Source organism: Veillonella sp., assembly GCF_032470285.1.
Lineage (GTDB): Bacteria > Bacillota > Negativicutes > Veillonellales > Veillonellaceae > Veillonella.
In genome coordinates this window covers 271,925-298,208 of the sequence record NZ_JAWEKP010000003.1, presented here as the reverse complement: position 1 = coordinate 298,208, position 26,284 = coordinate 271,925, and the positions used below count along the sequence as shown (strand labels likewise).

Genomic DNA, 26,284 nt, shown 5'->3' with positions numbered 1-26,284 from the left:
TTATACACTTCTAAGGTATTGTAATTTTAAGGAGGTTCTGTCATGAACAAAACAGAATTAATCGCAAGTGTTGCACAAAAAACTGAATTAACTAAAAAAGATGCTGAAAAAGCAGTAAAAGCTGTATTTGACACAGTAGCTCAAGAATTAGCAGCTGGTGGCAAAGTACAAGTTATCGGCTTCGGTACTTTCGAAGTTCGTGAACGCGCAGCTCGTGAAGGCCGTAACCCACAAAACGGTAAAACTATCACAATTGCAGCTTCCAAATCTCCTGCATTCAAAGCTGGTAAAGGTTTGAAAGAACAAGTTAACGCTGCAAAAGCTAAAAAACGCAAAAAATAATCCATATTGGATGTGAAAGAGACCTTTCGAGGTCTCTTTTTTTTATCTATTTATGGTATAATGCACAGAGAAAGGGTGCATTATGAATAACGAAACATCAAGGAAGGTTCTCATCGTGTCCGCCTCAATCGGCACTGGACATATGCAAGCCGCAAGAGCCATAGAAGAATATTGGAAAGAAAAAGAGCCACAAGCATCAATTACTCATGTTGATTTTCTTGATACAGAAACTATGTCTGTAGAGCATTTAATTAAGGGTACCTATATAAAGATGATTGACGTATTCCCCATGCTCTATGATATGATTTATCGCGTATCGAAAGGGGAAAAACGAGGTACCATTTTGCAAACCGCATTGTCGTACCTACTTAAAAGCCGCATGCTTAAACTAGTACAACAAGAAGAGCCAGATGTAATGGTTTTTACACATCCATTTCCTTGTGGGGCGGCATCGATTTTAAAGCGTCAAGGTCATATAGATGTACCACTAGTAGCTATTATGACAGATTTTAGTAGTCATCAGTTTTGGCTCTATCCACAGATTGATGTTTATTATGTTGCAACAGAATCTATGGTACCTGAAATGGTGGCTTCAGGTATCGATGAATCTCGTATTCATGTATCTGGCATTCCAGTGCGTCGATCTTTTTTCCGTGATGCTATTGAAGAGTATACCTTAGAGGAACCTGTGAAAGTACTTGTTATGGGTGGTGGCTTGGGTTTAGGCTCTCTTGAGACGGCTTTAAAACATCTAGATGAAGTAAATGGTATTGGTGAAATTACCGTTGTAGCTGGACAAAATACGTCTCTTTATGAATCGTTAGTTATCCTTAGTGAATCTATGAAGACGAAGACCACCGTATATGGTTATACTACTAATATTTCTGAGCTCATGAAATCATCGTCTTTGCTCGTCACAAAACCTGGTGCATTGACCTGTATGGAGGCTGTTACAATCGGATTGCCAATGGTATTCTTTAATGCTATCCCAGGGCAGGAAGAGGCAAATGCAGAATTATTAGAGCAACGAGGTTGTGCCCGCTGGGCTCGTGATATTCACAACTTAGAAGATGTGGTAACTGCACTGTTAATTAATTCTCCGCGACTACAACAAATGTCTGAGCGTGCTCGCGAATGGCATGTGGATGGGGCTGCTGATATCGTAAATAGTCTCATTGAAATCTTAGATGCTAGTACACAAGATGAACTCGTAAAAGCTGAAGAGGCTCTTAGCTAATCAGCGTAAAAAAAGCGATGACCTAAAAGGCCATCGCTTTTTTCTATTGATACTGTTCAATATGTTCTTGTCGAAGTTTTTGTAAAGTAGCCAAAAAAGCATCTGTACTTTCGGCACCATCCAATAAATCTTTTAATTGGTAGGAGTCATCAAGGGTAACACTCCATTGGAAGGAGTCATTATCGTCGTATACGTTGAATACGATTGGTGTCTCTAAGTCCTCTAGCATATAGCCGTCATCATCGGACACAGTTGCATACGTGCCATCCTCTAAGAGCTCAGTAAATAATGTGTCATACCCATCAATGTCGATAAGTTCAAAGTTGATACTTTCATAAAAGTCTAAAACCATATCCGTCGCCATGTGGACCTCCTCATGAATATATATGTTACGTTTATTCTACTGAGGGCGCCTGTTACTGTCAATGGTAATGTGTAGTATAATAAATAACAGAATTACAAAATAGGAGCGGAATATGAACGTTATTAGTTTACAGAACATAGAGAAATCATATGGCACAAGGCTACTGTTTAAAGAGGTGAGTATGACTTTTACCACGGAAAAACGATTAGGTCTTGTGGGCATCAACGGAACGGGTAAGTCTACATTTTTAAAAATATTAGCAGGCCGAATGGAAGCTGATAAAGGCACCATTGAGCGTAATGGTAAGGCCAGCATCCATTACTTAGCGCAGACACCTGATTTTGATGCGGAATCTACTTTATTAGAAGCAGTTCTTGATGGAGATCATCCTCGCTTACAGATGGTAAAAGCCTTTGAACGTATTAGCCGTGAGTATCGCCAAATGCAAGAGTCTGGCAAAGACGATGCTAAAATATCTCGCAACTATATGAATGCATTGGAGCAAATGGATCAGCAAGATGGGTGGCAGGTAGAGCAAGAGGCGCGCATTATTTTATCTAAATTGGGCTTTCCTGATGTGGAGCAAAAGGTAGCTATGTTATCAGGAGGGCAAAAGCGTCGTCTTGCATTGGGGCAAGCATTGCTATATCCATGTGATCTTTTATTACTAGATGAGCCGACTAATCATTTGGATGAAGATAGTATTGATTGGCTAGAGTCGTATTTGAGTGCACGTCAAGGAGGATTATTAATCAGTACCCATGATAGATATTTCCTCGATTCCGTATGTAATGGTATTTTAGAGCTATCAAATCGTCATATGTATCAATACGATGGCAATTATGAAGAATTTATTGCCTTGAAAGCTGATCGAGAGGCTCGTGAAGCTGCTACGGAAGAAAAACGACGTCAATTTTTAAAACGAGAAATCGAATGGGTACGTCGTGGTGCTCTGGCTAGAACTACAAAACAAAAGGCTCGTCTTGACCGTTACGAAAAATTAAAGAGTATGGAGAAAACCCGTCGTCCGGATCAAATGGATCCTATTGCGCTGAAGACACGTTTAGGAAAAACCATCTTTGATATTGAGCATTTAGAGTTTTATTTTGATGAACGTCCTATGATTAAGGACTTTACCTATCACGTGGTACGCCATGATCGTATCGGTATAGTAGGACCCAATGGTGTTGGTAAGTCTACCTTTATGAATATCCTTGATGGCACCTACGAAGCGACGAGAGGCACTATCGGTAAAGGTGAGACCGTTCGCATTGCTCATTTTAAACAAGAGCTACCTGAATTTGATGAAGATATGCGCGTTCTCGATTATATTCGTGAGGACCACTCTTATATGGTACTCGGTGATGGATCTACATTGAGCGCAGGACAAATCCTTGAGCGATTCCTTTTTACCCCAGAATTACATGGTGTACCGATTCGAAAACTCTCTGGCGGGGAACGTCGTCGTTTATACCTCTTAAAATTGTTGATGAGCGCCCCTAACGTATTATTGCTGGACGAACCGACGAATGATCTTGATATTCCAACATTAGAGGTATTAGAGGATTTCCTTGACTCCTTTAGTGGCGTCATCATTACAGTTTGTCACGATCGGTACTTCCTAGACCGCGTAGTAGATAAATTATTTGTCTTTACCGGCGATGGGCATATTGAAATCGTTCATGGCTCCTATTCTGACTACAAGGATGCTCTTGATGAAAGTAGTGGCAGCAAGCGCCCATTCTATATGCCAAATGATAATATACCGGCTAATTCCAAAGTGGTACAAGCTGTAGAAGGTGGAGAGGCTGATACCGATGACTCTGTTGATAATCAATCAAATACGTCAGATATCTTTGAAAATGACAATGTAGTAGCTGTTGGTGAAACAGATACTTTCAAAGCAATACTAAAGAAGGGCCTCAATAAAGCAGAGGAAGCGGAGTATGCCAAAATTATGGATGAATTGCCAAAGCTAGAACATTTAGTAAAAGGCCTCGATGTTATGATAAGCCAAGTGGCTACTGATTATGAAAAAATGCAGTCACTGATGGAGGAACGAGAAGAAACACAGGCCCAAATAGATGCGCTCACTGAACGGTGGATGGAATTAGAGGAACGCCTATAATTCCTTTTATCATGCCATTTTTTAATATCTGCTATGCAAAGGAATTACGTGTAAGTTTATTGATAAAACTCACAATGTATAGTATAATTTCTACGATTAACGATAACAACGTTACCTAAGTAGGAGGAACTCATGAGTAAGTACCAATTTTTAGACCGTCGCGTACCAATTGAAGACGGAAATATTGCATTAGTACAAGATTTAACTAAATGTAAAAACTGCTCCTTATGTCGTAAAGCTTGTGCTGTAGACATGGGTGTATTTGATTATTATGATTTAACAACTAATGGAGATCATCCAATTTGTATTCATTGTGGTCAATGTGCATCTATTTGCCCGTTCGATTCCATTAATGAACGCTCTGAAATTGATGAAGTAAAAGCAGCTATTGCTGACCCTAATAAAATCGTCATTTTCCAAACTGCGCCTGCCGTGCGTGTTGGTTTGGGCGAGGAATTCGGCCTTGAGGCTGGTACATTTGTAGAAGGTAAAATGGTAGCCGCTCTTCGTAAATTGGGTGGCGACTATATCCTTGATACAAACTTTGGTGCGGACATGACTATCATGGAAGAAGCATCTGAGTTATTAGAACGTGTTATTAATAGTGATGCAGTATTGCCTCAATTCACATCTTGTTGTCCTGCTTGGGTTAAGTTTGCGGAAACATTCTATCCAGAATTCTTGCCAAACCTATCTACGGCTAAGAGCCCAATTGCTATGCAAGCGCCTACACAAAAAACATACTTTGCTGAAAAAATGGGCCTTGATGCAAAACAAATCGTGGCTGTTGCAGTAACACCATGTACAGCTAAGAAATTTGAAATTCGTCGCGATGAAATGAATTCCTCCGCGGAATACTGGAATACACCAGAAATGCGCGATACAGACTACTGTATTACTACACGGGAACTTGCAAAATGGTTGCGCGCAGAAGAAATCAACTTCGATGATCTTGAAGATTCTGCTTTTGACCCATTGATGGGCGAAGCCTCTGGTGGTGGTATCATCTTCGGTAACACTGGTGGCGTTATGGAAGCGGCTATGCGTGCGGCTTACAAAATGGCGACAGGTGAAGATGCACCTCAAACATTGATTCCATTCGAAGCTATTCGCGGCATGGACGGTGCGCGTGAAGCGGACGTAGTGATTGGCGATAAAACATTACATGTAGCGGCAGTTCATGGTACTGGTAATTTGCGTAAGTTCATCGAACGCATGCGTGCAGAAAATATCCATTATGACTTCATCGAAGTAATGGCTTGTCGTGGTGGCTGTATCGGTGGTGGTGGACAACCACGCGTTAAATTGCCGATGGCTGACAAAGCTCGTGAAGCTCGTATTGCATCCTTGTATACTCGCGATGCAGAAGTAACTGTAAAAGCTGCTTGTGATAATCCAGATATCCAAAAATTGTATGCTGAGTTCTTTGATGGCAAACCTATGAGTCACAAAGCACATCACATGTTACATACTACCTTTGTGAACCGTTCTGAAGATTTAGGCCCTAATGGTGCTTGTACGCCTGCTACATGCCCTACATCCGTGCCTAATTTGAAAAAGGCGGCAGAGGCGGCTAAAGCGGCAGCGGAAGCTAATAGCTAAGAAATATATAGCAGATAGTTGATATGTTAGTCAGCTATCTGCTTTTTTATCTATTTTATATAGTGGAAATATGGTCAAAAAAAGCTTTCACAGATGTAGATTCTATATATGCCATATACGCATAGGGGTTAAAATATAGAGATTGGTAAATTGGTTTAGGAATTACCTGTAGTATGCTATAATTAAATTGTTATTATAGAAGCAATCAATACTGGTTCGGGAGGATCTTCATGGCTTTTAAATTAAAAGGAAAAGAAGAAAAATTTTTCAGTATTTTGGAAAAGCATGCTGCACTAACTTATGAAAGTGCGGAAATGATGGAACGCGTGTTTAAAGGGGATATCTCTAAGGAAGAGGCATTTCTTGAAATTGATACAAAGGAAAAAGCTGCCGATGAATTAGTAAATGAAACTGTAGAGCGTTTACGTAAAACATTTATCACTCCAATGGATCGTGAGGATATTCAGCTTTTGATTGACCAACTGGATACTACATTGGATAATATCAAAGAAATCATGGATAAAATGGTTATGTATCACGTTGGCAAACCAAGTGATGGTGCTATTCGCATGAGTGAAATTGTTGTTAAATGCGTTAAGCATATCAACAAATCCATTGGTTATATGGGTAGTCTTAAAAAGGATCATGTGAAGGTAGAGGGGCGTGTTCACCAAGTATTGAAACTTGAGTCTGAAGCGGATAATATTTATCATGAAGAAATGGCTAAGCTCTTTACAGAGTGTACAGATCCAATTGAAATTATCAAATGGAAGGAAATCCTTAGTGCTATGGAAGATGTAATCGATGGCTGCGAAGATTTGGTTGGTACATTCCGCCGGGTAGTATTGAAGTATGCTTGATGCTCATTATTTAGTATGGCTAGTTGTATTTTTAGCATTAGCCTTTGACTATATCAATGGCTTTCATGATACGGCGAATGCCATTGCCACATCCGTTTCTACACGAGCTATTGAGCCTAAAAAGGCAATTATGATGACCGCTGCTCTCAATTTTTTGGGTGCAATGGTTAGTACAGGTGTTGCAAAGACTATCGGTGGTGATATAGTAATGTCGCCATCCCTTATCGATAGTGGTATTATTTCTGCAGCCCTTATCGGTGCCATTACATGGAATCTTTTAACTTGGTATTGGGGAATCCCGAGTTCCTCATCCCATGCTTTGATTGGTGGTATCATCGGTGCTGTGGGCTGGTCTGTAGGATTTGACGCGTTGAATGAGGCGGGGATTTTAAAAATCTTTTTGTCTCTTATTTTATCTCCAATTGTAGCCATGATTGGTGGCTATATTGTGATGAAAGTATTGTTGCTTATTTTCGGTAGATTTTCTCCGATTGCTTTAAATGATCGATTTAGATCCATGCAAATTGTATCAGCAATTATGATGGCATTTTCTCATGGCTCTAATGATGCACAAAAAGCGATGGGTATAATCACATTAACCTTACTTAGCGGTGGTTTCATTGATACATTAGATGTACCGATTTGGGTAAAACTTTGTTGTGCTACTGCAATGGCTATGGGGACTGCTGTAGGCGGTTGGAAAATTATCTCTACAATGGGAACCAAGATTTTCAAACTAGAAACTATTAATGGGTTTGCTGCTGATTTAAACTCTGCTATTACTATTTTTACAGCTACATTCTTACATTTGCCTGTCAGTACTACACACGTAGTAAGTGGTTCTTTACTAGGTGTAGGCTCTTCTAAACGTATTAAAGCGGTTAATTGGGGCGTAGCAAGATCTATGGTTATGGCTTGGTTTGTAACGATTCCATTATCTGGCATCGTTGCCGCTATTGCTTATGAAGTAGGTCACTTACTATTTGGCTAATTCATATACTTTTTATTACAGTAAAAAAGACTGCAAACGCAGTCTTTTTTGTTTGTCGAAATATTCTTCCTATATTGTCATATTTATAAATAATTTGCTTTTCTAATTTAAAATTCTATTTACTATATATGTACATGATAGTTTCTAAATAGTCTAAAAATATAGAAATAAACTGCTTTGTAAATACTATATTCTATAAAAGAGATTTATCTATATTTGGCAACATTAATGTTACAATTCAAGTTGAATAGGGGAAAATACTTATAAATATGTGTTTTGTTGATTATGCATTTTACTAATAAATGAAGTTTATTACCTGTTTATAGGTTGTTAAGAGGCTGTTTAAAGTGAATGACTATTGCATACTTATGTATCGGAGGTTATACTATCGGTAGAAGGAGTTTTTCAAGTGAAAAGTGAGGTATGTATATGGCATGGGGTGGATCTAGACGCGGTGCCGGGCGCCCACGTAATCCTATTAAACGTATTGGTAGAACCTTTCGACTCAGTGATGAAGAGTTTCTTTCGCTAAAGCCATTGATCATGGCTATTAAGGCAAATAATGATAAACGATATAGGCAACAATATAGCCGAGAAGTATAAATAATCAGGCATTGTCACAGCATATACAATTTAATACATTTTAAATCTATTTTACAATAATTCATTATTTCTAAATCTTTCAACTACAACACATCTTTACTCTCTAAACAATATGCTGTGTGCAATACAAGTAGTACGAAAAGGTCCCAATTCATTTGAATTGGGACCTTCTTCGTTATATATAATATACAAAACATATTACATATATTACTCTATATCTTGTTATATTAAATTAGTCTACTTTGATGCCGTGAATTTCTTCAGCTAAACGTTTTAAAGCATCGACAGTACGTACACCAGGTGTGATTTCAGAAAGTTTTACACGAATGAAGTGACCTTCTTTAACGGCTGTAATGTCTTGAAGTTGAGGGTTAGCCTTGATTTTTTCAATTTTTTGTTGGAAATCATCGTCGTTGCGGATAGAATTGCCATAGTCAGCGATAATAATATAATCAGGGTTTTGCGCAATTACTGTTTCCCAAGAACCTTTAGCCCATGTTTTATCAACGCCTAAGCCGCTCATTACATTATCAGCACCGATAAGTTTTAAGATGTTAGTAGTATAACCTTCGAATGCTGTGAATGGTTGACCGTCTTCAGAGTCATAAATGAAAACGCGTTTACGAGGTAAGTCTTTTAGTTTATCCTGGATAGCTGTCAATGTTTTACGTTGACCTGCAACCCATTCTTCAGCTTTAGGTTTTACGCCGAAAATCTCACCCAATTTAATCATGTCGCTAAAGTTGGTTTCTAGGTCAGCTTTAGTAGATAACATGGATTCAGGAATCCAAATATTAACCTTTTGGGAAATCATTTTATCTGCAGGTATAGCTCGTTTGCTGAAAGAATCAGGCCATCCCGTAGCGAAGTCAGGCTTTACGGACATGAATACTTCATAGGAAGGCCATTTTTCAGATAATACTTTTACTTTGTCGTAAGCTGCTTGTAAAGGTGGGTAGATTTCTTCTTCTTTGAAAGCGGTCCCAGCCATTTTGTCCTCAAGGCCTAATTGTAACATCATTTCCGTTGTTGCTTGGGACATGGACACTGCATGAGTAGGGGCAGATTTTACGGCAAAGTCTGTTTTTGTACCGTCAAATGTTTCACTCCATGTTACAGAGGTTCCATTATCCGCTGTAGTTTTTGTAGTATCAGAACTACAACCAGCAATAGCAAATGTAGCACATGTCATAGCGATTAATAATAATTTTTTTGACTTTCTTAAATTCTGAAACATAGTAAGTCCTTTCTTTACTAATTAATAATATAAATGATAGCGCCCTTCATCCCAAGAGGTTTTAAAAGGAACTTCAAAAATTGGTTCAAGAATTTCAGGTGTGAGCACCTCGGTAGGGGAACCTTCTTTTAGGATAGTTCCGCTGTTCATGATGACAATATGATCGCAATATTGAGCCGCTAGATTTAAGTCGTGAAGGACTACAATTGTAGTGCCTTTAAAAGCACGCAATTGCTTCATAAGTGCTATTTTATACTTCATATCTAAATGATTAGTAGGTTCATCTAAAAGAAGTATTTGAGGTTTCTGGGTTAAGGCTTTAGCAATGAATACGCGTTGCTTCTCACCACCTGATAAATGATGAATTTCTTCATTTGCTAAATGGGTGATGCCTACTTCATTCATATAATGCTCTGCAATTTTAACATCCTCAGAATTATAGGTGCCAAAGTGTTGTTTGTACGGATACCGTCCCATGAGAACGATATCTTTTACGAGAAAATCATCAATCATAGCGTCTCTAGATTGTGTTAAGACTGCTACCAATTGAGCAAATTCGCGACCTTTATAAGACTCTAAAGGTTTTCCGTTTAATGTGATTTTGTTTTTTGTTGGATGAAGTCGATATAGATGGCTAAGTAGGGTAGACTTACCACATCCATTCGGTCCAATTATGGCTGTTATTTTATTGGTAGGAAATGTTACAGAAATATTCTTTAACACTTCTTTTGTTTCATAAGAAAAAGACAGCTGATTAATTTGATACATAGTATCTCCTATAGATATGATATACACTAACCATTGTGTTTATAACGATTCATGATAATCCAAATGAAGAGAGGCGCCCCCAATAAAGATGTAAGCACACCAATAGGGATTTCTTCTGGACTGTAGAGTGCTCTCGATAATACGTCTGACCAAATCATAACGATGCTACCGATGAGTGCACTGAATAGTAATGTGTATTTATGCTTAGGTCCGCCTACAATCCGAGCAAGGTGAGGGATGATAAGGCCGATAAAGCCAACTACACCAACCTTTGATACTAGTGTAGCGATCACAATAGAGGATATGATAACGATGCTTAATTGTAACTGCTTAACGGAAAGCCCCATTTGTGCTGCTTCATGATTACCGAGTAGCAACACATCAAGGTCTTGATTGAACATATAGATATATAGCATAAACAAGGTTACAATAATTGCTGTTAATGGTAAATCGCCCCATTGTATGCCTGCAAAGCTGCCAAGTAGCCAGAACATGGCACTTCGTACTTGTGCTTCGTGTTTGGCTCCGTAAATGATCATCATCGTTAAGGCTGAAAATACACCGGTCATGCCCATGCCTATGAGGATAAGCTTTACTGGACTGTTACTTTTACCAACACATAGTAGTACTAATATAATTGAAAGTGCTGCGCCTAGGGCCGCAAAAATAGGCGTATTGTAATGACCTAAGAATGGAAGCCCACCCATGATAATAGCGAAAACCGCACCTGTGCTTGCACCAGAAGAAACACCTAATACATAGGGATCTGCGAGGGCATTGCGCGTGACCGTTTGCATTAATAGACCCACAAGTGATAGGCCTATACCTGTTAGAACAGAGTAAATAAGTCGTGGTAAGCGGATATCTGTAATAATCGTATCAGTCATAGATGCTGTAGCATTTACATCAATCATAGACATAAGTGCTGAAATAATTTGGTCTAGTGGTACAAATTTAGATCCAAACTGTAACGCTGTTACCAATGAAATACAGAGGATTAGACAGAGTATAAATACTTTTACCGAAGTCTGCATAAAATCTCCTTATTCTATTTTTATTTAGGTAGTCTAAGTCTTATCTAAGTATAGAGAATTTTCAATATATATACAATATTAATACCTGTATAGGTATTATAAGTATGAGGATTCATTAAATTATAAATAGCAAAATCTTATGTTAGCTTTATTCATTTTTATAAGTTCATTGTTATTTTGATATATGAAAAATTTATTAGAATGGCTATAATAGAATTATATGTACAATAGAATGTTTAGGAGGTGTTAGTTTGATACAAGATTTATTATCTGAGGATAATGTATCCTTTCATTATCCCGCCGAAACGTGGGAAGATGTAATTCGTCATGGTGGTCAACTGATGGTTGATGCGGGCTTTACGGATCCATCTTATACAGAGGCTATGGTTGAAGTAGTTCGTGAAATGGGTCCATATATCGTATTGGCTCCCGGTCTTGCTATGCCACATGCGCGCCCAGAACATGGTGCTAAGCGTGTAGGGACAGCTTTAGTGACATTGGAAAAACCATTGAATTTTGGCAGCCCTGATAATGACCCAGTATCTGTCGCATTATTCTTATGTGCTCCCAATAAAGATGAGCATATTCAATTGTTAACAGATATTGCTACTTTATTTGAGGATGAAGAGTTCTTAGATGCGGCCGTTGACTTTGAAAGTATTGACGACGTACAAGCATTCTTGGCAGAGCATTTAGACGAGCAATAAACATTTAGAAGGAGGCAAGTATGATTTCTGTATTAACTGTATGTGGTAATGGTATTGGTTCTAGCTTGATGTTAAAAATGAAAATTGAAGAAATTTGTGCTGAAAATGGTATCGATGCACAAGTTGAATCTATCGATTTTAACGCGGCTCAAGGTCGTAAGGCTGACCTTATCGTAACTGTAAAAGAATTGGCTGAACAATTTGACGATAAAAATGTTGCTATTGTTCGTAGCTATATTAATAAAAAGAAGATTACAGAAGATGTTCTTGAAGCATTAAAACAAGCCGCTCAATAATATGTAACAATTATATATAGGAGGTAGTGCCATGGAAATGGTATTAGAGTTCTTGCGTGATGTGCTGTCTCAACCGGCACTTTTGATTGGTATTATGTCATGTATAGGCTTGATCGCCTTGAAACGTCCGTTTCATAAAATAATGACGGGCACATTAAAACCTATTCTTGGGTATTTAATGTTAGCTGCAGGTGCGGGTGTTATCGTTAGCAATCTTGACCCATTGGGGAAAATGATTGAACATGGATTCCATATTACTGGTGTAGTGCCAAATAATGAAGCTATCGTAGCTGTTGCACAAAAGGTACTTGGCGTTGAAACGATGTCTATTCTCGTAGTAGGCTTATTGATGAACTTATGTATTGCTCGTTTCACCAAGTTCAAATATGTGTTCTTAACTGGTCATCACAGCTTATTTATGGCATGTCTTATGTCTGCCGTGCTTGGTACTGCAGGATTATCTGGCATGGAACTAATTCTTGTAGGTGGTTTCTTAATGGGGGCTTGGTCTGCCATTTCTCCAGCTATTGGTCAAAGTTATACATCCAAAGTGACAGATGGTGATGAAATTGCCATTGGTCATTTCGGTAGTTTAGGCTACTATTTATCGGCTTGGGTTGCTAAATATGTTGGGAAAGCTGAAGATAGCACAGAAGATATTGAAATACCAGAAAAATGGGGGTTCTTACGAGACTCAACATTATCTACAGCATTAACTATGATCGTATTTTACCTAATTGCGGCATTTGCAGCAGGTTCCGAATTTGTCGCTACTTTATCAGGTGATATGAGCCCATATTTATACGCTGTTATGAGTGCTATGAATTTTGCTGTTGGTGTAACAATCGTATACTCAGGTGTGCGTATGATCTTAGGTGATTTGATTCCTGCATTCCAAGGGATTGCTACAAAAATTATTCCTAATGCAATTCCAGCTGTAGACTGTGCCGTATTCTTCACCTATGCTCCAACTGCGGTTGTATTAGGCTTCCTTAGTTCCTTCATCGGTGGTATCATCGGTATGCTTATCCTTGGGGCTGTAGGTGGCGTATTAATCATTCCTGGTCTTGTGCCACACTTCTTCTGTGGTGCTACAGCAGGTATTTATGGCAATGCTACTGGTGGTCGTCGTGGCGCAGCGGTAGGTGCTTTCCTAAATGGTTTGGCTATTACATTCTTGCCAGCTTTGGCGTTGCCAGTTCTTGGTCAATTAGGCTTCCAAAATACAACCTTTGGTGATGCGGACTTTGCAGTGATGGGTCTCGTATTAGGTAATGCTTATGAATGGGTAGGTATGGCTGGTATTTATGGCATTGTAGCTATTGCCGCTTTAGTACTTATTATTCCTAACTTTATTAAAACAAAAGGTAAAGTTATTAATTATGTAGAAGAGGATTAATGAAAAAAACTGAGCAACACAGTAATGTTGTAGTACGATATGTATTCCTGACTATTGGAGCAATAAGTTTTGGACTTGGTACAGCAGGTATCGTATTACCACTATTGCCAACAGTTCCTTTTTATATGCTAACTTTATTTTGTTTAGCTCGAGGGTCTGAACGATTCCATAAAATGTTTTTGGAATCTAGTTTATATCAAAAGACTGTTGCTGCTTATGAACGCGATAAAGCGTTGACCTTGCGGGCAAAGTTGTCCATTCTCGTATCCGTTAGTGCCATAATGGCGGTTGGTGCCTATTTTAGTCAAGATATGCCTATTGCTCTAATGGTTATGGGCATTATATGGGTAGCGCATGTCATAGCATTAGCTTTTATTATTAAAACAAAAAAATAGGAACTTATATCCTTAGTTTTGAATATAGCCTCATGAATTAAATTGTTGTAGTTTAATTCATGAGGCTTATTTTATAGTACACTAGAATAACTCTCAACGAAGATCTTAATTGTTTTATATTACTAAAACGAACTAGCTTGTGTTTTTAAATCTAAAATGAACTATTACTAATTAGAAGTTGACAATGACTATCAATAAGTATACTATAATATAATATTATTAATTTATGTTTATAGTATTTGTGTATATGGTGATAGTATGAATCCACATAATCATGCGGCCTCACATGCTGGAACATCTATGTCAAGACATACGATATTTGACGGTATCGATTTGATGTTCTTAGATGTGAAGCAAGAGACGATTCAATTTTATGCTAAATCACATACCAAGACGTTTGCTATAAATCACTGTGAAGAAGGGCGCATTGAGTGCAAGTTCACATCTGGTGAGTATTTATATATGGGTCCAGGGGATATGTCGTTAGGGTGGCATACACGCTCCGCTTACCAACATGAAAATTACTTTCCTACAAAATTATTTAAAGGAATTGTATTATTAGTAGATGTTGAAAAGGCACAACCCGTATTAGATGCACTTGTTAGTGATTCTCGAATTGATTTGACTGAGCTGGCCAATCGGTTTTGTGAGCATTCTGATTTTGGTATGATGATGGAAGAAACGGAAACAGTTCGTCACATTTTTTCCAGTTTATATAATGTGCCAGATCAAATAAAGGAGCACTATTTTAAATTAAAAGTAATTGAAATTTTTTTATTATTATCTGTTATCTCTACAGCTAATCCTGAAAAGAGAAGTACCTATAGAAAGCAACAGGTAGATATTGTAAAAGCTGTAAGTGAATATGTATCGACACAGTTTATGAAGCGTATTACTATTGACTCCTTGTCTGAACAGTTTGATATTCCTACATCCACCCTGAAGCGTTGCTTTAAAGGTGTATATGGTACAACCATACATCAATATCTAAAAGAATGTCGTATTAATGCGGCGAAGAGATTGCTTCAAGACTCAGATCAGTCTATTTTAGAAATCGCTAATGCGGTAGGGTATGAGAATGGTAGTAAGTTTACGGGTGCATTTAAAGAGGCTACTGGTGTAACGCCAAGTGCTTATCGTAAGGTTTAAATAATTTGGATCTTATATTATTCTAGATAGAAATTTTGTGCTTTAGGCTAGGTTTGATAGTCTATGAAAATTAAATATTGTCCGAAACGTATGTTTTTGGTCTATTCGGAGTAGATATGTATAATACACTTTGCTACTATTAAACCTGTAAATGATTTTCAATGTCATTTGGTTGTAGTGGTAAAGTGTATTTTTATATGCATAGTTAAATATATGTGTGGAGGAAATTTAATGAATAGGAGTTGGGTGCGGGCAAGGAGATATGTCATACTATCCTGTGCAGTAGCGTGCTGGTTGCAAATGCCGGTGGTTATGGCGGACAATGCGACTGTAACAACCGATGTGGTTCATGTTCGCGGTACATGGGCTGAAGAGCAGGCAAAACAAGAGTCTCAGCAGACGACGATTATCACGAAGAAGGATATTGTCAAAAAGCAGGCAAAATCCGTAGAAGATATTGTATTTTCCGAAACTGGCGTATCTAGAACTGTCGATTCGATGGGGCGCGTCGGCGTATCTATCCGTGGAGCGGATCCTCGTCATACCTTGATTCTTGTGGATGGACAGCCTGTGATGGGCGACCTTGCCAAATATCAAGGTGCTGGTGATGAATTACAACGTCTCGGTACAGAAAATGTGGAACGTATAGAAATTATCCAAGGTGCAGCCAGTGCTAAATACGGATCCGATGCCATCGGTGGTGTTATCAATGTTATTACCAATAAACCGCGTAAAACCGCTGGCCTTCAGTTTAATGCGGAAGGTCGTAGAACTAAAGGCGACGGTGATATCGTACCGTTTTCCAATTTCTTTATGCGCGCTGATTCTGGCTCATTAGGTAAGTTAAAAGTTAATATTCACGGTAGTAAACGTGACATTATGCCTATTTATGCCAGCGAGCAGCGTCGTATCAGCGCTATGATCAATGATGAAGACCATGGTTTTTTAAAGAATTCCCTACGGTATTACGGTACAAATTCCAATATAGGTTTGGCCGCTACGTATGATATTAATGATAAACAGTCTTTGGGAATCCGTATCGATCGGTATAATGAAGACTTGGAACGATATGTAAAGCGCAGTACTTCTTATTTGGAACCTCAGGTTCATTATAAACGGGATTTAGACAGGAATAATCTTAATTTGACGTATACTGGTCAGGATAATAAGAGTTCGTGGAAAGCGGAACTGAATTATACGCGGACCAAAGAAGATGATGTAACATTAACCAGTGACTATGGGAACAGTACCTATGAAGGGAAAAATACATTAAACTATGTGGATAATGTAGATCATCGTCAATGGAGCGTAACACTCGGGGCAGACACGCAAGTCAATAAGAAACATCTCTTGTCTTATGGTATTGGGTTTATACGGGAGACAGGCGAAGGTAGCAGACTTAAAAATGCGCCTCATACCTATAAACGGCATATCGATCCCTGGGATTACGATAAAAGTCTAGCTGTAAAAAACGGTGTTCCTTCATCCACAATTTATGACCATTCTTTCAGAAAAAACGACGCTGGTGTAGAGCAGTGGAATAAGGAGAAAGAATGGTATAACGGGGATAAAAGTAAGCCAAATACATTGCCAGAATTTACTTACGAAGAATATCTTCAATATTTGGATCCTCAGGCGGGAATTGATTCGGCGGCCGTAATGGGGCTTGTGGATGGCCCTGTGACGGAGCGTACGCTGAAAAAACGGAATCCTGAAGCTTATGCGCGATATCAGCAGTTTGCTAAACGTTTGTTAGCGGAGAATAAAGAATTTATTGAAGACTATCATTTTAATAAGGAAGGCCGAAAAGATGAGAACGGTAAGTATTATCCTGCACTTTATGATGCCTATTTACCGAGCTTTTACTATGGCGCCGTACCGGATTTTGATTCTACGAAGTTGAAATTAAACGGAGCTTATTTTAAAGAAGAGTATTTAAAACGCGTTAATCAACAGACCGCAGGACGTGCGGAGATCAAGAAACAGAATTTCTTTATTCAGGATACGTGGCAGGTTAATAAAAATACTACTTTATCACCAATTATAAGACTGGATCATAGTGATTTATTCGGCTCTAACTGGTCTTTTAATTTCGGCATGACTCACAATGTACATGGAAATGTACACCGCAGATTAAAGGCTAATGTGGGTACCAGCTATACGGAACCCGGTATGGGCGAGCTGTATTATAACTGGGAAATGTATGGCCCGAATATTACAAATGCCACAATCGGTGGCGGTGAAGCCCGATTAGGTTGGTATTGGGTTGGAAATCCGAACCTTAAACCAGAGAAATCCATGAATTTCGATCTTTCTTTGGAAGGGGAAAATAAAAATACCTATGGTAAAGTAACCGTATTCCACAATAATATTCGGAATTATATGTCGATTTACAATACGGGATATTTGATGGATTTTTATCCTCAATATGATGAATCTACCACATATGGAGCGGCGAAATTTGCGCATGCGCCGGATATGATTTACAGTTTCCGTAATATCGGCAAGGCCCAAATCACAGGTCTTCAATTTGAAGTGAAACAGACTTTGAATAAGCACTGGAAAGCTCGTTTGGGATATACGTATTTACGAGCGCTTAATAAGAGCGATAAAGATATGCCTCGTGAATTACTGGATAAACCTCGTCATAAAGTGGATATCGGTGTAGATTTTGAGGATAAGTCTAGCGGATGGAGCGGTAGCCTGTGGGGAGATTATTATATTCATATGCTGGATAGTAACTCCTTGTCTGGTGGCGGTAATTATATGGTATCTTATATTGATCCTAATAATTCCGATCGTTCCGTTATCAGATATAATTTGAATAATAGAAAAACCGCCGATATGTATGAACATAAAACTTATGGCATATGGAATTTGATGATTCAAAAGAAGATTGATAAGGATTCACGAATCTATTTCGGTATTGATAATCTCTTTAATCATCGTGATGATGATCGGGCTTTATCGGCTCGAGTATATCGTATCGGATTAAATATGAAATTCGGTTTCGGTTCAGGTGAAAGTAAAACGAAACTTACGAAGGAGCAGTTTGAATCGTTACCTCCGGTTATGCTGCAGGATTTTATTACGCGTCCTTTCGATACAGACAGAAAACGAGGTATGGAACTTGTAGGTGATTATCGTGTACGTAATGACAGTCATCTTGGATCTGATCGTCCTGCTACGCGGGTGACGACTACTAGTTACGTATCCGACGAGGCGGCAAAGAATCTGGCGGATCGGAAGGAACACGGCTTGAATCAACGTATACGTGTCGGTGTCGATGCTCGCATTAACGATAATACGAATATACGTGTTGTAGGCAGTGCTTCTGGCCAAGCTGGTGTAGATAGCAGTCATGAAACAGAAGGCTCTAAAGGCTTTAATCATCAACGTCTCGAAGAAGTAGATGTAACACATCACGGTTCTAAATGGGATCATAGTGTTGGTCGTATTACTGAATCTATGGGGGTTACAGGTTATTGGTTTAATAAAGAATATGACGGTCTTCGTAGTGTTTGGACGAATAAGAATACTCAAGTCCGTATCGGTGTGGGAACCTTTAAACATAGTACGGGAATTAGCGATAGTGCTTATACTCATGCTATTTATACGCATTTTAAACGGGTTCCAACGGTAGAGGAATTCTTAGGTGTTACTATGGATTCGGACGGTGCCAATAAGGAACTCATCGTACCAAATGCAGGGAATACTATTAATTTCTATCAGCAATTAAAAGCCTTGCGCGATAAGGAAGGCACCTTAGATGCGGAGGTAGGTACATTAAAGAAGAAAATCGATGATATGACTTCCGATATCTGGTCTAAAGAATTTATTGACGGCATGTCCGCGGATCAACTGGCTCCATTAAAAGCGGAGCTGGCAAAGTTGGAAGCATCTTTGCCGGATGTGGAAGCTCGTGTGGCGAAAGAACGGGAACCGTTGCGAGCTGCGCAGTTTGATGTGTTGCGCCGGATGCAGGAAATCGCGGTGAAAGCTTATGGTGCGGATGCGGCTAAACAGACTGTATCGATTAAGATGCCGGATGTGTCAGTAACGTATTCTTATAAATCGCGATACTATGATGAAGATGATGAACAATGGTATGAAGATGAACGTACTTTCACTCAGAAAATCGCACCGGGAACGATTGGGCTTGATAAGAAAAACCCATTGTTTGAAATGAAGTTGAGTGATACCTCTGTTCTTGCTAAGGGCGGAAAACCGTTTATTTCAAATTGGTACAATCAGAATAAGTCGGCTATCGTAGAGGCGTATCGTGCCAAGGCGAAAGATATAGCAACCTATAGTTTCGGTAATAATCCATATACGATGAAATTTGAAGATAATGCCTTTGACGGGCTAGACGAGTCTATTTATAAGGCAAATGTCGTTGATATTAACGACTCTGGCACGTCCGGTCTTATTAACGTAAAAGGAAGTGCCTATTATCCTTCTATGATAGCTTCGTACTTTAATAGCTTGGCTCGAATGCTTGAAAAAGCGGACGGCAACAGTCGTTTGCCGAGAGAAGCGTTAGGAAAATATACAGGTGCTGTTATTCCTTCAATAGGTGTCGTATTGGAGCGGGATACAATTCCACCAATTGAAAAGGCTGCCTATGTTCAAGTTAAACATATGGTAACACCTCGACTTGGCTTAGCTGCATGGTACTTGCGCTCCTTTGGCGGTAGTGACTATCGCTTCTATACGGCGAATGGTAATGCTACAGAAGCGCATGAATTCAACAATATGGCTAATATTTTCGGTCTTGGAGCTAAGTATCAATTAAATCATAATGTAAGTATTTCCTTCGACTATGGACAAAACCGTAGTGACTTTGGTCGCTTCATGAATGGCAATACTCATTATGAACATAAGGCTGGATCTGCTCAATTCGATATCAAGGGTCGTGATATAGGTGGTGTACCTCATTTCTGGGCATTGCGCTTTGATGTTGGTCGTGCCGATATGAATAAACCTGGCTCTTGGAATGCCTATGTGGACTATAAATACTTTGCTCATGGCTCCTTCTTCGGCGGCAATGGCACAGAGGCTGTGCCTGACCGTTACTTGGATGGTATTAAGAGCTTTACCTTTGGTGGTGGCTATGTGCCAACTAAAGATCTTCTTTTACAAGCATTCTATACATTTGATGCTAAAGGGATTAATAAACGAGATACCTTATATGGATCTGAAAACTTCAAACTTGGGAATTATACTCGTTTCCAAATGACGTATAAATTCTAAAAATTATGTCCGATTTGTCCGAAACGTATATTTTTGGTCTATTCGGAGTAGATATGCAAGATACACTTTGCTAACATTAAAATGTGAATGATATTCAATGTCATTATATGTTAGTGAAGTGTATCTTTTTATATTTGTGTGTAAGATACAAGATATATGTTTAGTTATAAGTTTAGGAGGGCACAATGAACCGGTGGGGACATACAAAGCGTACCATAATCCTGTCTAGTGCAGTTGCCTTGTGGCTTAGCGCGCCTCTAGTGGTTTGGGCAGATAATGCGACTGTCACTACAGATGTTGTTCATGTGAAAGGCACATGGGCAGAAGAAGAAGCAAAATTGAACTCACAGCAAGTGCAAATCATTACCAAGAAAGAGATTGAAAAGAAACAGGCGAAGTCCGTCGAAGATATTATTTTTACACAAACAGGTGTATCTAGAACAGTTGATGCTATGGGACGTGTTGGCGTGTCCATTCGCGGTGCAGAAGCGCGTCACACTCTCATCCTCGTAGATGGTCAACCAGTGCTAGGTGATTTTGATAAGTACTCTGGTGCGGCAGATGAAGTACAACGTTTGGGCACAGAGAACGTAGAGAGAATTGAAGTTATTCAAGGTGCGGCTAGTGCTAAATACGGATCCGATGCAGTAGGTGGTGTAGTTAATATCATCACTAAAAAAGCACAAAAGAAACCATCCGTACAATTTAATGCTGAAGGCATGCGTCGTAAGAGCGATGGCGATGTGTTTCCGTTCCAAAACTTCTTCATTCGTGCCGATTCTGGTCAAATGGGCAAATTAAAGGTTGGTTTATCAGGTAGTAAACGAGATCTTATGCCTGTTCTAGCATCTGTTAAACGTCGTGCCTCTGGGATGGCCTTTGATTATGCAAAACATAACTTCAAGCCAAATGTACTTCGTTACTATGGTGATGCGGCAGATATCGGTCTTGTAGCGACCTACGAGGCAAATGATAAAAACAAGGTGGAATTGCGACTTAATCGGTACACAGAAGATCTTGTGCGCGATGTTAAGCATTCCGACTCCGACTTAGAGCCACAACAACACTTCAAACGTACCGCAGATCGTAATACAGCTAACCTGCAATGGTCCTCTAGAGCTGGAAAGAGCGACTGGACGGTAGAAACTAATTACTCTCGTATTAAAGAAAATGACGTAGCCCTCATTAACTATACAGGTCGTTCCGCTTATGAAGGCTCTAATGAGTTGCGTTATATCGATAACATCGATCATCGTCAATTAGATATTCGAGTCAATGCAAATACGCAAGTCAATAAAAATCATCTGCTAAGCTATGGTGTTAGCTATGCTCGTGAAGAAGGCTCTGGTAGTCGCTTAAAGAGCTCTCCTAATACAAGTACGATGTACATCGATCCTTGGGATTACGATAAAAGCTTGTTAGTAGACCGCCTTGATCGTCTCGTGCGACGTAAAGGCGATAACAGTATTAAAGTTTACTCTCACATCCATGATTATAAATTCATTAATTCCGGTGGCGGCATGCCGCAATGGGATATGGATTATGAATATTATGGTGCAGCGAATGATGCGCAAAAACCGGGGATTACATATGATGATTATGTGAATTATGGTTTATCTGAAAGCAGACTCAGTGAATGGTCAAGCACATCGCCGAATAATCAGCCAGTAACGGATGAATTCAAGAAGCGATATTATGCTTTGGAAAATCGGTTGAAATCGGAAAATCCTGAAATGGCGGCGCATCGTGCAAATATCGTAGGCGACTATTTTAAATATGGTGAGTCTAACGATCCAGAAATGCGTAAGAAAGCGCCTAAGCTAAATGGTAAGGCTTTCTTGGAAGAGTACCGTAATCGCGACCAACGCTTGACTACTGGTAGTGGTACGATTCGTAAAATAAACGCTTATATTTCTGATACATGGCAAGTCAATAAGAATTTAACATTGTCTCCAATTGTGCGTTTTGATAATAGTAGCTTGTTTGGTTCTAACGTATCTGCATCCTTGGGGATGACATATAACGTTAAGGGTAATACACATCGCAGATTTAAAGCCAATGTAGGTACTGGTTATACAGAACCTGGTATGGGCGAATTGTGGTATAACTGGGAAATGTATGCTTCTAACCCTGTAGGGATTGGGGTAGCAAAACTCGGTTGGTATTGGGCTGGCAATCCTAATTTGAAACCAGAAAAATCAGTCAATTTCGACATGAGCTTGGAAGGTGAAAATAAAAATACATATGCACGCGTAGGTGTATTCCATAACCGTATTAAGAACTATATGTCTGTATACTTCACTGGTGATTTTATGGACTTCGCACCATATCTCAAAGGTGATGCGAAATACCAACGTGCACCGGATATGATTTATAGCTTTAAAAATATTGGTAAAGCTGAAATTACAGGGTTGCAAGCGGAAGTACAACAAAAATTCGGCAAATATTGGTCTGGTAAATTAGGTTATACATATTTACACGCCATCAACAAAAGCGATCCATCCATGCCACGTCAATTATTGGATAAACCAATGCACAAAGTTGATATTGGCATTACTTATGATAACCCTAAATCCGGTTGGAATGGCTCCATCTGGGGTGATTACTATATCAATATGCTTGATAGTAATACTCTTAATAATGGTGGTAACTACTGGCCAGATATCTTGTCTGGTGATGCAGGCGTTTATAAGAAACAAATGTATGAAAAGAAAACATTTGGCATTTGGAATGTAATGATTCAAAAACGTTTCAATAAAAATGCCATGATGTATTTCGGTATCAACAATATCTTTAACCATCGCGATGATGATCGTGCCACACAAGAACGCGTATACCGCATGGGTGTTAACCTTAAATTTGGTGGTGGCGATGGTAGTAAAACTACGGCCATCGGCAAAACTAAGAATGGTGCAAACGTTAATGCTACAGGTGCTAATATAGCTAATGGTGAAGTGGTAAATTCTGAATCTGGTGTACAAAATGTAGCTGATGTAGTTCGTTTAACTGACTTTATTCGTTCTGATTTTGATACTACTAAAGAACGTGGTATTACAATGGTTGGCGACTATAGAGCGCGTTGGATGGCACATGATGGTTCTAATAGACCGCAATCTCCATTTAGAGCAAACTCTGCCATCGGTTCTGCAAAAGCCAATATGTACGATGCTAATCGTCATAGTTTTGAACAACGCTTACGCCTTGGCTTTGATGCTCGACTCAATGAGTTCACTAACCTCAAAGTTATCGGTAGCATGAGTGGCATGAGTGGAGTAGATACAAGCTGGACAAAATCTGATTCCAAAGGTCTCAACCATCAACGACTCGATACAGTTGATCTTACAAGACGCGTTAAGAAATGGGACGTATCCGTAGGGCGTTTAACTGAGCCTATGGGCGTTAGTGGCTACTGGTTTGGTCAATCATATGATGGCGTTCGTGCTGTTTGGAATGGCCATGATTCTCAAGTTCGTATTGGTGTTGGTACTTTCAAACATAGTACAGGTATCACTGATTCTGCATATACACATGCAGTGCATAAAGTTATCTTTAGACCACCAACAGCAGCTGAATTGATTGGTATCAATCGCGATGATTATCCATACGATATTGAGAGTGCTACTAAAACCGGTTCTGATGGTGAGAAGAAGACCTCAACAGATCCGGCAGCTCCAGATAGTCCAACTGGTATTTATAACTCCACTTACAAAGGTAAGACAGATAGCCTCTATTTCTATCAACAGCTCAAAGACTTGCAAGCTGAATACGAAGCTTATAAAGAAAGCTTAGACTTAAGATGGAGTAATCCGAACCGTGATCAAGAAATTGAAAAGGCTAATGCTAAATTAGCTGAAACTCAGAAAAAACAAGCTCAAATTATGGGTCGATTACAAGATATTCTTACAAAAGCATATCCTACAGATATGGCAGGGACTAAATTCTCCCTTGATATCCCATCTGGTGGATATACAATGTACGAAATTACTAATAAGAAAACAGGGGAAAAACTCTATAAGACTGGTGATCTTATGTATAACGTGAACTCTCCGTTATACCCTGAATATCTAAAAGATAAGGCTAAAGGTCTTATCGTACCTACTGATAATAAAGAAGCCTTGTTGAATCCAAAGGGTTATGTTGATAAACATGGTGATGCGATTAACCAATCCATCTCTGAAATTGCTAAATATAATGCAAAAGATAATTGGAGTAATTATAACAATAGTGAGCTTGACGAAGTTTGGGTGAAACAAGCTGATGGTACATTTAAGAGATCTTATGATTACTATGGTCAACCGTCAAGTGATTATGAATTCACTGGCTTCTTAGGTGCAAAGACTTACAAATACGATAGTGGTAAATACGTATTTAGTGATTATGATGCTAAAGATGCCATTTACAAAAAGAACTTCACCATGTCCTCTGGTGATTATGGCGAAGGTGGTTCTTACTATGGTTGGGGTATGCCTAATGCATTGTTTAACTATATGTATAATCTTGAAAAAGTTGTACATGACGCAGAGTCTGAAAATAAATTACCACGCGAAGCAATCGGTAAGGTCATTGGCAACTTGATCAGAACAGAAGGTGTAGTTCTTGAAAAAGATACTGTACCAGCCATCGATAAGGCCGCATTTATTCAATACAAGAAACAAATTGGTGCTCGTCTTGGTTTACAAGCTTGGTACTTACGTTCCTTTGGCGGTAAAACACATACATATTTAAATGCTAATGGAAACAGTAATGATGAATACAGCTTCTCCAATGTAGCTCATGTATTTGGTATCGGTGCTAAGTATCAACTTGGTGCTAATGCAGCTGTTACGGTTGATTACGGTCAAAATCGTTCTAACTTAGGACGTTACCTCAATGGTAATACCGTATATCAACATGAACGTGGCACAGCAGACTTTACTCTAAAAGGTCATCAAATGGGCGGCACACCACACTTCTGGATGGCTCGTCTAGATATTGGGCGTGCTGATTTAGATGTTCCGAAATCTTGGAATGCGTTCATCGATTACAAATACTTTGAACATGGCTCCTTCTTCGGTGGTAATGGTACGGGTGCAGTACCTGATCGTTACTTAGATGGTGTTCGTAGCTTTACATTTGGTGCCGGCTATGTACCGCGCAAGGATTTGCTCCTTGAAGCATTCTATACATTTGATGCGAAGGGCACTAATAAACGAGATACTTTATATGGTAGTGAAAGCTTTAAGTTAGGCGATTATACAAGAATTCAAGGGACCTACAGGTTCTAATGCTCAGTCTGTAAACAGGCAGAAAGGTTACAAATATGGAAAATTTAAATTATGTCATTCACTTATTTCATAGTGGCGGATATGTAATGTATCCATTGTTACTCTTGTCTTTCATGGTTATCGCTATAGCTGCAGAACGTGCTTTCTTCTATCGTAAGTATGCAGGTAAAACATTTGTTGTAACTCATGCCGTAAATGAATTCGCAAAATTACAACGTTGGGATGAAATTGATAAAGTAATTAAAGAGAACCCTTCTATTGCAAGTCGTATTGCGGAAGCAGGTTTAAAAAATGATTCTAGCGAAGAAGCAATGAAGACCGCTTTTGCTGATCAAATGGGGGTTGATGCAGTTGGTTTCCGAAAATATATGGACTACTTAAGTGCAACAGTTACAATTTCTCCATTATTGGGCTTGCTTGGTACAGTAACAGGTATGATTGGCTCTTTCAGTATCCTTGACTCCGGTGCGGGTGCATCTGCCATTACTGGTGGTGTAGGTGAGGCTCTTATCGCGACAGCATCTGGCTTATGTGTGGCCATAATGGCATTTATCGTTTACACAATTTTTAGTCATCGTTTGGACTCCATTATTAACCAAATTGAAAATATGTGTGTAAATATAGTTACAGCTAAACGAGAAGGGTGGAAATAGTT

The 26,284-nt window shown here is 39.1% G+C and carries 19 protein-coding genes; 15 read left to right on the top strand and 4 right to left on the bottom strand.

Annotated features, from left to right (window positions below; genetic code table 11):
* The first annotated feature begins 42 nt into the window (after window positions 1-42).
* Complete coding sequence (locus E7B10_RS05545; RefSeq protein WP_004696710.1) at window positions 43-342, top strand: HU family DNA-binding protein; 300 nt, start codon at window positions 43-45, stop codon at window positions 340-342.
* An 82-nt stretch (window positions 343-424) separates the two neighbouring features.
* Window positions 425-1,579, top strand: a complete 1,155-nt coding sequence (locus E7B10_RS05540) for an MGDG synthase family glycosyltransferase (RefSeq protein WP_004697560.1) — start codon at window positions 425-427, stop codon at window positions 1,577-1,579.
* 43 nt (window positions 1,580-1,622) lie between these two features.
* Here E7B10_RS05540 and E7B10_RS05535 read toward each other — a convergent pair whose 3' ends face one another.
* Window positions 1,623-1,943, bottom strand: coding sequence for a hypothetical protein (locus E7B10_RS05535; RefSeq protein WP_004697549.1), 321 nt, complete (start codon window positions 1,941-1,943; stop codon window positions 1,623-1,625).
* A gap of 112 nt (window positions 1,944-2,055) precedes the next feature.
* Here E7B10_RS05535 and E7B10_RS05530 point away from each other — a divergent pair, with 112 nt between their 5' ends.
* The 5 genes from E7B10_RS05530 (at window position 2,056) to E7B10_RS05510 (ending at window position 8,127) form a co-directional block, all read left to right on the top strand.
* Window positions 2,056-4,071, top strand: a complete 2,016-nt coding sequence (locus E7B10_RS05530; protein WP_278606802.1) for an ABC-F family ATP-binding cassette domain-containing protein — start codon at window positions 2,056-2,058, stop codon at window positions 4,069-4,071.
* A gap of 132 nt (window positions 4,072-4,203) precedes the next feature.
* Window positions 4,204-5,673: a [FeFe] hydrogenase, group A gene (locus tag E7B10_RS05525; protein WP_012864680.1), complete on the top strand. Its 1,470-nt coding sequence runs from the start codon at window positions 4,204-4,206 to the stop codon at window positions 5,671-5,673.
* 230 nt (window positions 5,674-5,903) lie between these two features.
* Window positions 5,904-6,533: a DUF47 domain-containing protein gene (locus E7B10_RS05520; RefSeq protein WP_004697557.1), complete on the top strand. Its 630-nt coding sequence runs from the start codon at window positions 5,904-5,906 to the stop codon at window positions 6,531-6,533.
* Window positions 6,526-7,524, top strand: coding sequence for an inorganic phosphate transporter (locus E7B10_RS05515; protein ID WP_008601598.1), 999 nt, complete (start codon window positions 6,526-6,528; stop codon window positions 7,522-7,524). The genes E7B10_RS05520 and E7B10_RS05515 overlap by 8 nt, the downstream gene beginning before the upstream one ends.
* 429 nt (window positions 7,525-7,953) lie before the next feature.
* Window positions 7,954-8,127, top strand: coding sequence for a hypothetical protein (locus tag E7B10_RS05510; protein WP_004697552.1), 174 nt, complete (start codon window positions 7,954-7,956; stop codon window positions 8,125-8,127).
* Between the two features lie 232 nt (window positions 8,128-8,359).
* Here E7B10_RS05510 and E7B10_RS05505 read toward each other — a convergent pair whose 3' ends face one another.
* The 3 genes from E7B10_RS05505 to E7B10_RS05495 are packed head-to-tail and all read right to left on the bottom strand — an operon-like array spanning window position 8,360 to window position 11,166.
* On the bottom strand, window positions 8,360-9,364 hold the full coding sequence (locus E7B10_RS05505) for an ABC transporter substrate-binding protein (protein ID WP_287511027.1): 1,005 nt from the start codon (window positions 9,362-9,364) through the stop codon (window positions 8,360-8,362).
* Window positions 9,365-9,385: 21 nt separating this feature from the next.
* On the bottom strand, window positions 9,386-10,132 hold the full coding sequence (locus tag E7B10_RS05500) for an ABC transporter ATP-binding protein (protein WP_287511026.1): 747 nt from the start codon (window positions 10,130-10,132) through the stop codon (window positions 9,386-9,388).
* 26 nt (window positions 10,133-10,158) lie between these two features.
* Entirely contained in the window at window positions 10,159-11,166 is a 1,008-nt protein-coding gene (locus E7B10_RS05495; RefSeq protein ID WP_120055522.1) for an iron ABC transporter permease, read from the bottom strand.
* Window positions 11,167-11,417: 251 nt separating this feature from the next.
* Here E7B10_RS05495 and E7B10_RS05490 point away from each other — a divergent pair, with 251 nt between their 5' ends.
* The 8 genes from E7B10_RS05490 to E7B10_RS05455 all read left to right on the top strand — a co-directional run bounded on the left by E7B10_RS05490 (window position 11,418) and on the right by E7B10_RS05455 (window position 26,282).
* Window positions 11,418-11,873: a PTS sugar transporter subunit IIA gene (locus E7B10_RS05490; protein WP_004696688.1), complete on the top strand. Its 456-nt coding sequence runs from the start codon at window positions 11,418-11,420 to the stop codon at window positions 11,871-11,873.
* A gap of 20 nt (window positions 11,874-11,893) precedes the next feature.
* A complete protein-coding gene (locus E7B10_RS05485) occupies window positions 11,894-12,169 on the top strand; it encodes a PTS sugar transporter subunit IIB (RefSeq protein ID WP_004696686.1) in 276 nt (91 codons plus the stop codon).
* Between the two features lie 31 nt (window positions 12,170-12,200).
* Complete coding sequence (locus tag E7B10_RS05480; protein ID WP_004698733.1) at window positions 12,201-13,568, top strand: PTS ascorbate transporter subunit IIC; 1,368 nt, start codon at window positions 12,201-12,203, stop codon at window positions 13,566-13,568.
* Complete coding sequence (locus tag E7B10_RS05475; protein WP_004698716.1) at window positions 13,568-13,963, top strand: YbaN family protein; 396 nt, start codon at window positions 13,568-13,570, stop codon at window positions 13,961-13,963. The genes E7B10_RS05480 and E7B10_RS05475 overlap by 1 nt, the downstream gene beginning before the upstream one ends.
* A gap of 258 nt (window positions 13,964-14,221) precedes the next feature.
* Window positions 14,222-15,112: an AraC family transcriptional regulator gene (locus tag E7B10_RS05470; protein ID WP_287511023.1), complete on the top strand. Its 891-nt coding sequence runs from the start codon at window positions 14,222-14,224 to the stop codon at window positions 15,110-15,112.
* A 231-nt stretch (window positions 15,113-15,343) separates the two neighbouring features.
* The gene (locus E7B10_RS05465) at window positions 15,344-20,365 is read left to right on the top strand and encodes a TonB-dependent siderophore receptor (RefSeq protein ID WP_182321336.1); all 5,022 of its coding nucleotides are present in this window, start codon (window positions 15,344-15,346) and stop codon (window positions 20,363-20,365) included.
* 185 nt (window positions 20,366-20,550) lie between these two features.
* Window positions 20,551-25,629: a TonB-dependent siderophore receptor gene (locus E7B10_RS05460; protein WP_287511020.1), complete on the top strand. Its 5,079-nt coding sequence runs from the start codon at window positions 20,551-20,553 to the stop codon at window positions 25,627-25,629.
* A gap of 35 nt (window positions 25,630-25,664) precedes the next feature.
* Window positions 25,665-26,282, top strand: a complete 618-nt coding sequence (locus tag E7B10_RS05455) for a MotA/TolQ/ExbB proton channel family protein (protein WP_004696674.1) — start codon at window positions 25,665-25,667, stop codon at window positions 26,280-26,282.
* The last annotated feature ends 2 nt before the right edge of the window (window positions 26,283-26,284 follow it).

Coding starts and splice junctions, on each gene's coding strand:
- E7B10_RS05545 (WP_004696710.1), top strand. CDS start 43: ATGAACAAAACAGAATTAATCGCAAGTGTTGCACAAAAAACTGAATTA.
- E7B10_RS05540 (WP_004697560.1), top strand. CDS start 425: ATGAATAACGAAACATCAAGGAAGGTTCTCATCGTGTCCGCCTCAATC.
- E7B10_RS05535 (WP_004697549.1), bottom strand. CDS start 1,943: ATGGCGACGGATATGGTTTTAGACTTTTATGAAAGTATCAACTTTGAA.
- E7B10_RS05530 (WP_278606802.1), top strand. CDS start 2,056: ATGAACGTTATTAGTTTACAGAACATAGAGAAATCATATGGCACAAGG.
- E7B10_RS05525 (WP_012864680.1), top strand. CDS start 4,204: ATGAGTAAGTACCAATTTTTAGACCGTCGCGTACCAATTGAAGACGGA.
- E7B10_RS05520 (WP_004697557.1), top strand. CDS start 5,904: ATGGCTTTTAAATTAAAAGGAAAAGAAGAAAAATTTTTCAGTATTTTG.
- E7B10_RS05515 (WP_008601598.1), top strand. CDS start 6,526: ATGCTTGATGCTCATTATTTAGTATGGCTAGTTGTATTTTTAGCATTA.
- E7B10_RS05510 (WP_004697552.1), top strand. CDS start 7,954: ATGGCATGGGGTGGATCTAGACGCGGTGCCGGGCGCCCACGTAATCCT.
- E7B10_RS05505 (WP_287511027.1), bottom strand. CDS start 9,364: ATGTTTCAGAATTTAAGAAAGTCAAAAAAATTATTATTAATCGCTATG.
- E7B10_RS05500 (WP_287511026.1), bottom strand. CDS start 10,132: ATGTATCAAATTAATCAGCTGTCTTTTTCTTATGAAACAAAAGAAGTG.
- E7B10_RS05495 (WP_120055522.1), bottom strand. CDS start 11,166: ATGCAGACTTCGGTAAAAGTATTTATACTCTGTCTAATCCTCTGTATT.
- E7B10_RS05485 (WP_004696686.1), top strand. CDS start 11,894: ATGATTTCTGTATTAACTGTATGTGGTAATGGTATTGGTTCTAGCTTG.
- E7B10_RS05480 (WP_004698733.1), top strand. CDS start 12,201: ATGGAAATGGTATTAGAGTTCTTGCGTGATGTGCTGTCTCAACCGGCA.
- E7B10_RS05475 (WP_004698716.1), top strand. CDS start 13,568: ATGAAAAAAACTGAGCAACACAGTAATGTTGTAGTACGATATGTATTC.
- E7B10_RS05470 (WP_287511023.1), top strand. CDS start 14,222: ATGAATCCACATAATCATGCGGCCTCACATGCTGGAACATCTATGTCA.
- E7B10_RS05465 (WP_182321336.1), top strand. CDS start 15,344: ATGAATAGGAGTTGGGTGCGGGCAAGGAGATATGTCATACTATCCTGT.
- E7B10_RS05460 (WP_287511020.1), top strand. CDS start 20,551: ATGAACCGGTGGGGACATACAAAGCGTACCATAATCCTGTCTAGTGCA.
- E7B10_RS05455 (WP_004696674.1), top strand. CDS start 25,665: ATGGAAAATTTAAATTATGTCATTCACTTATTTCATAGTGGCGGATAT.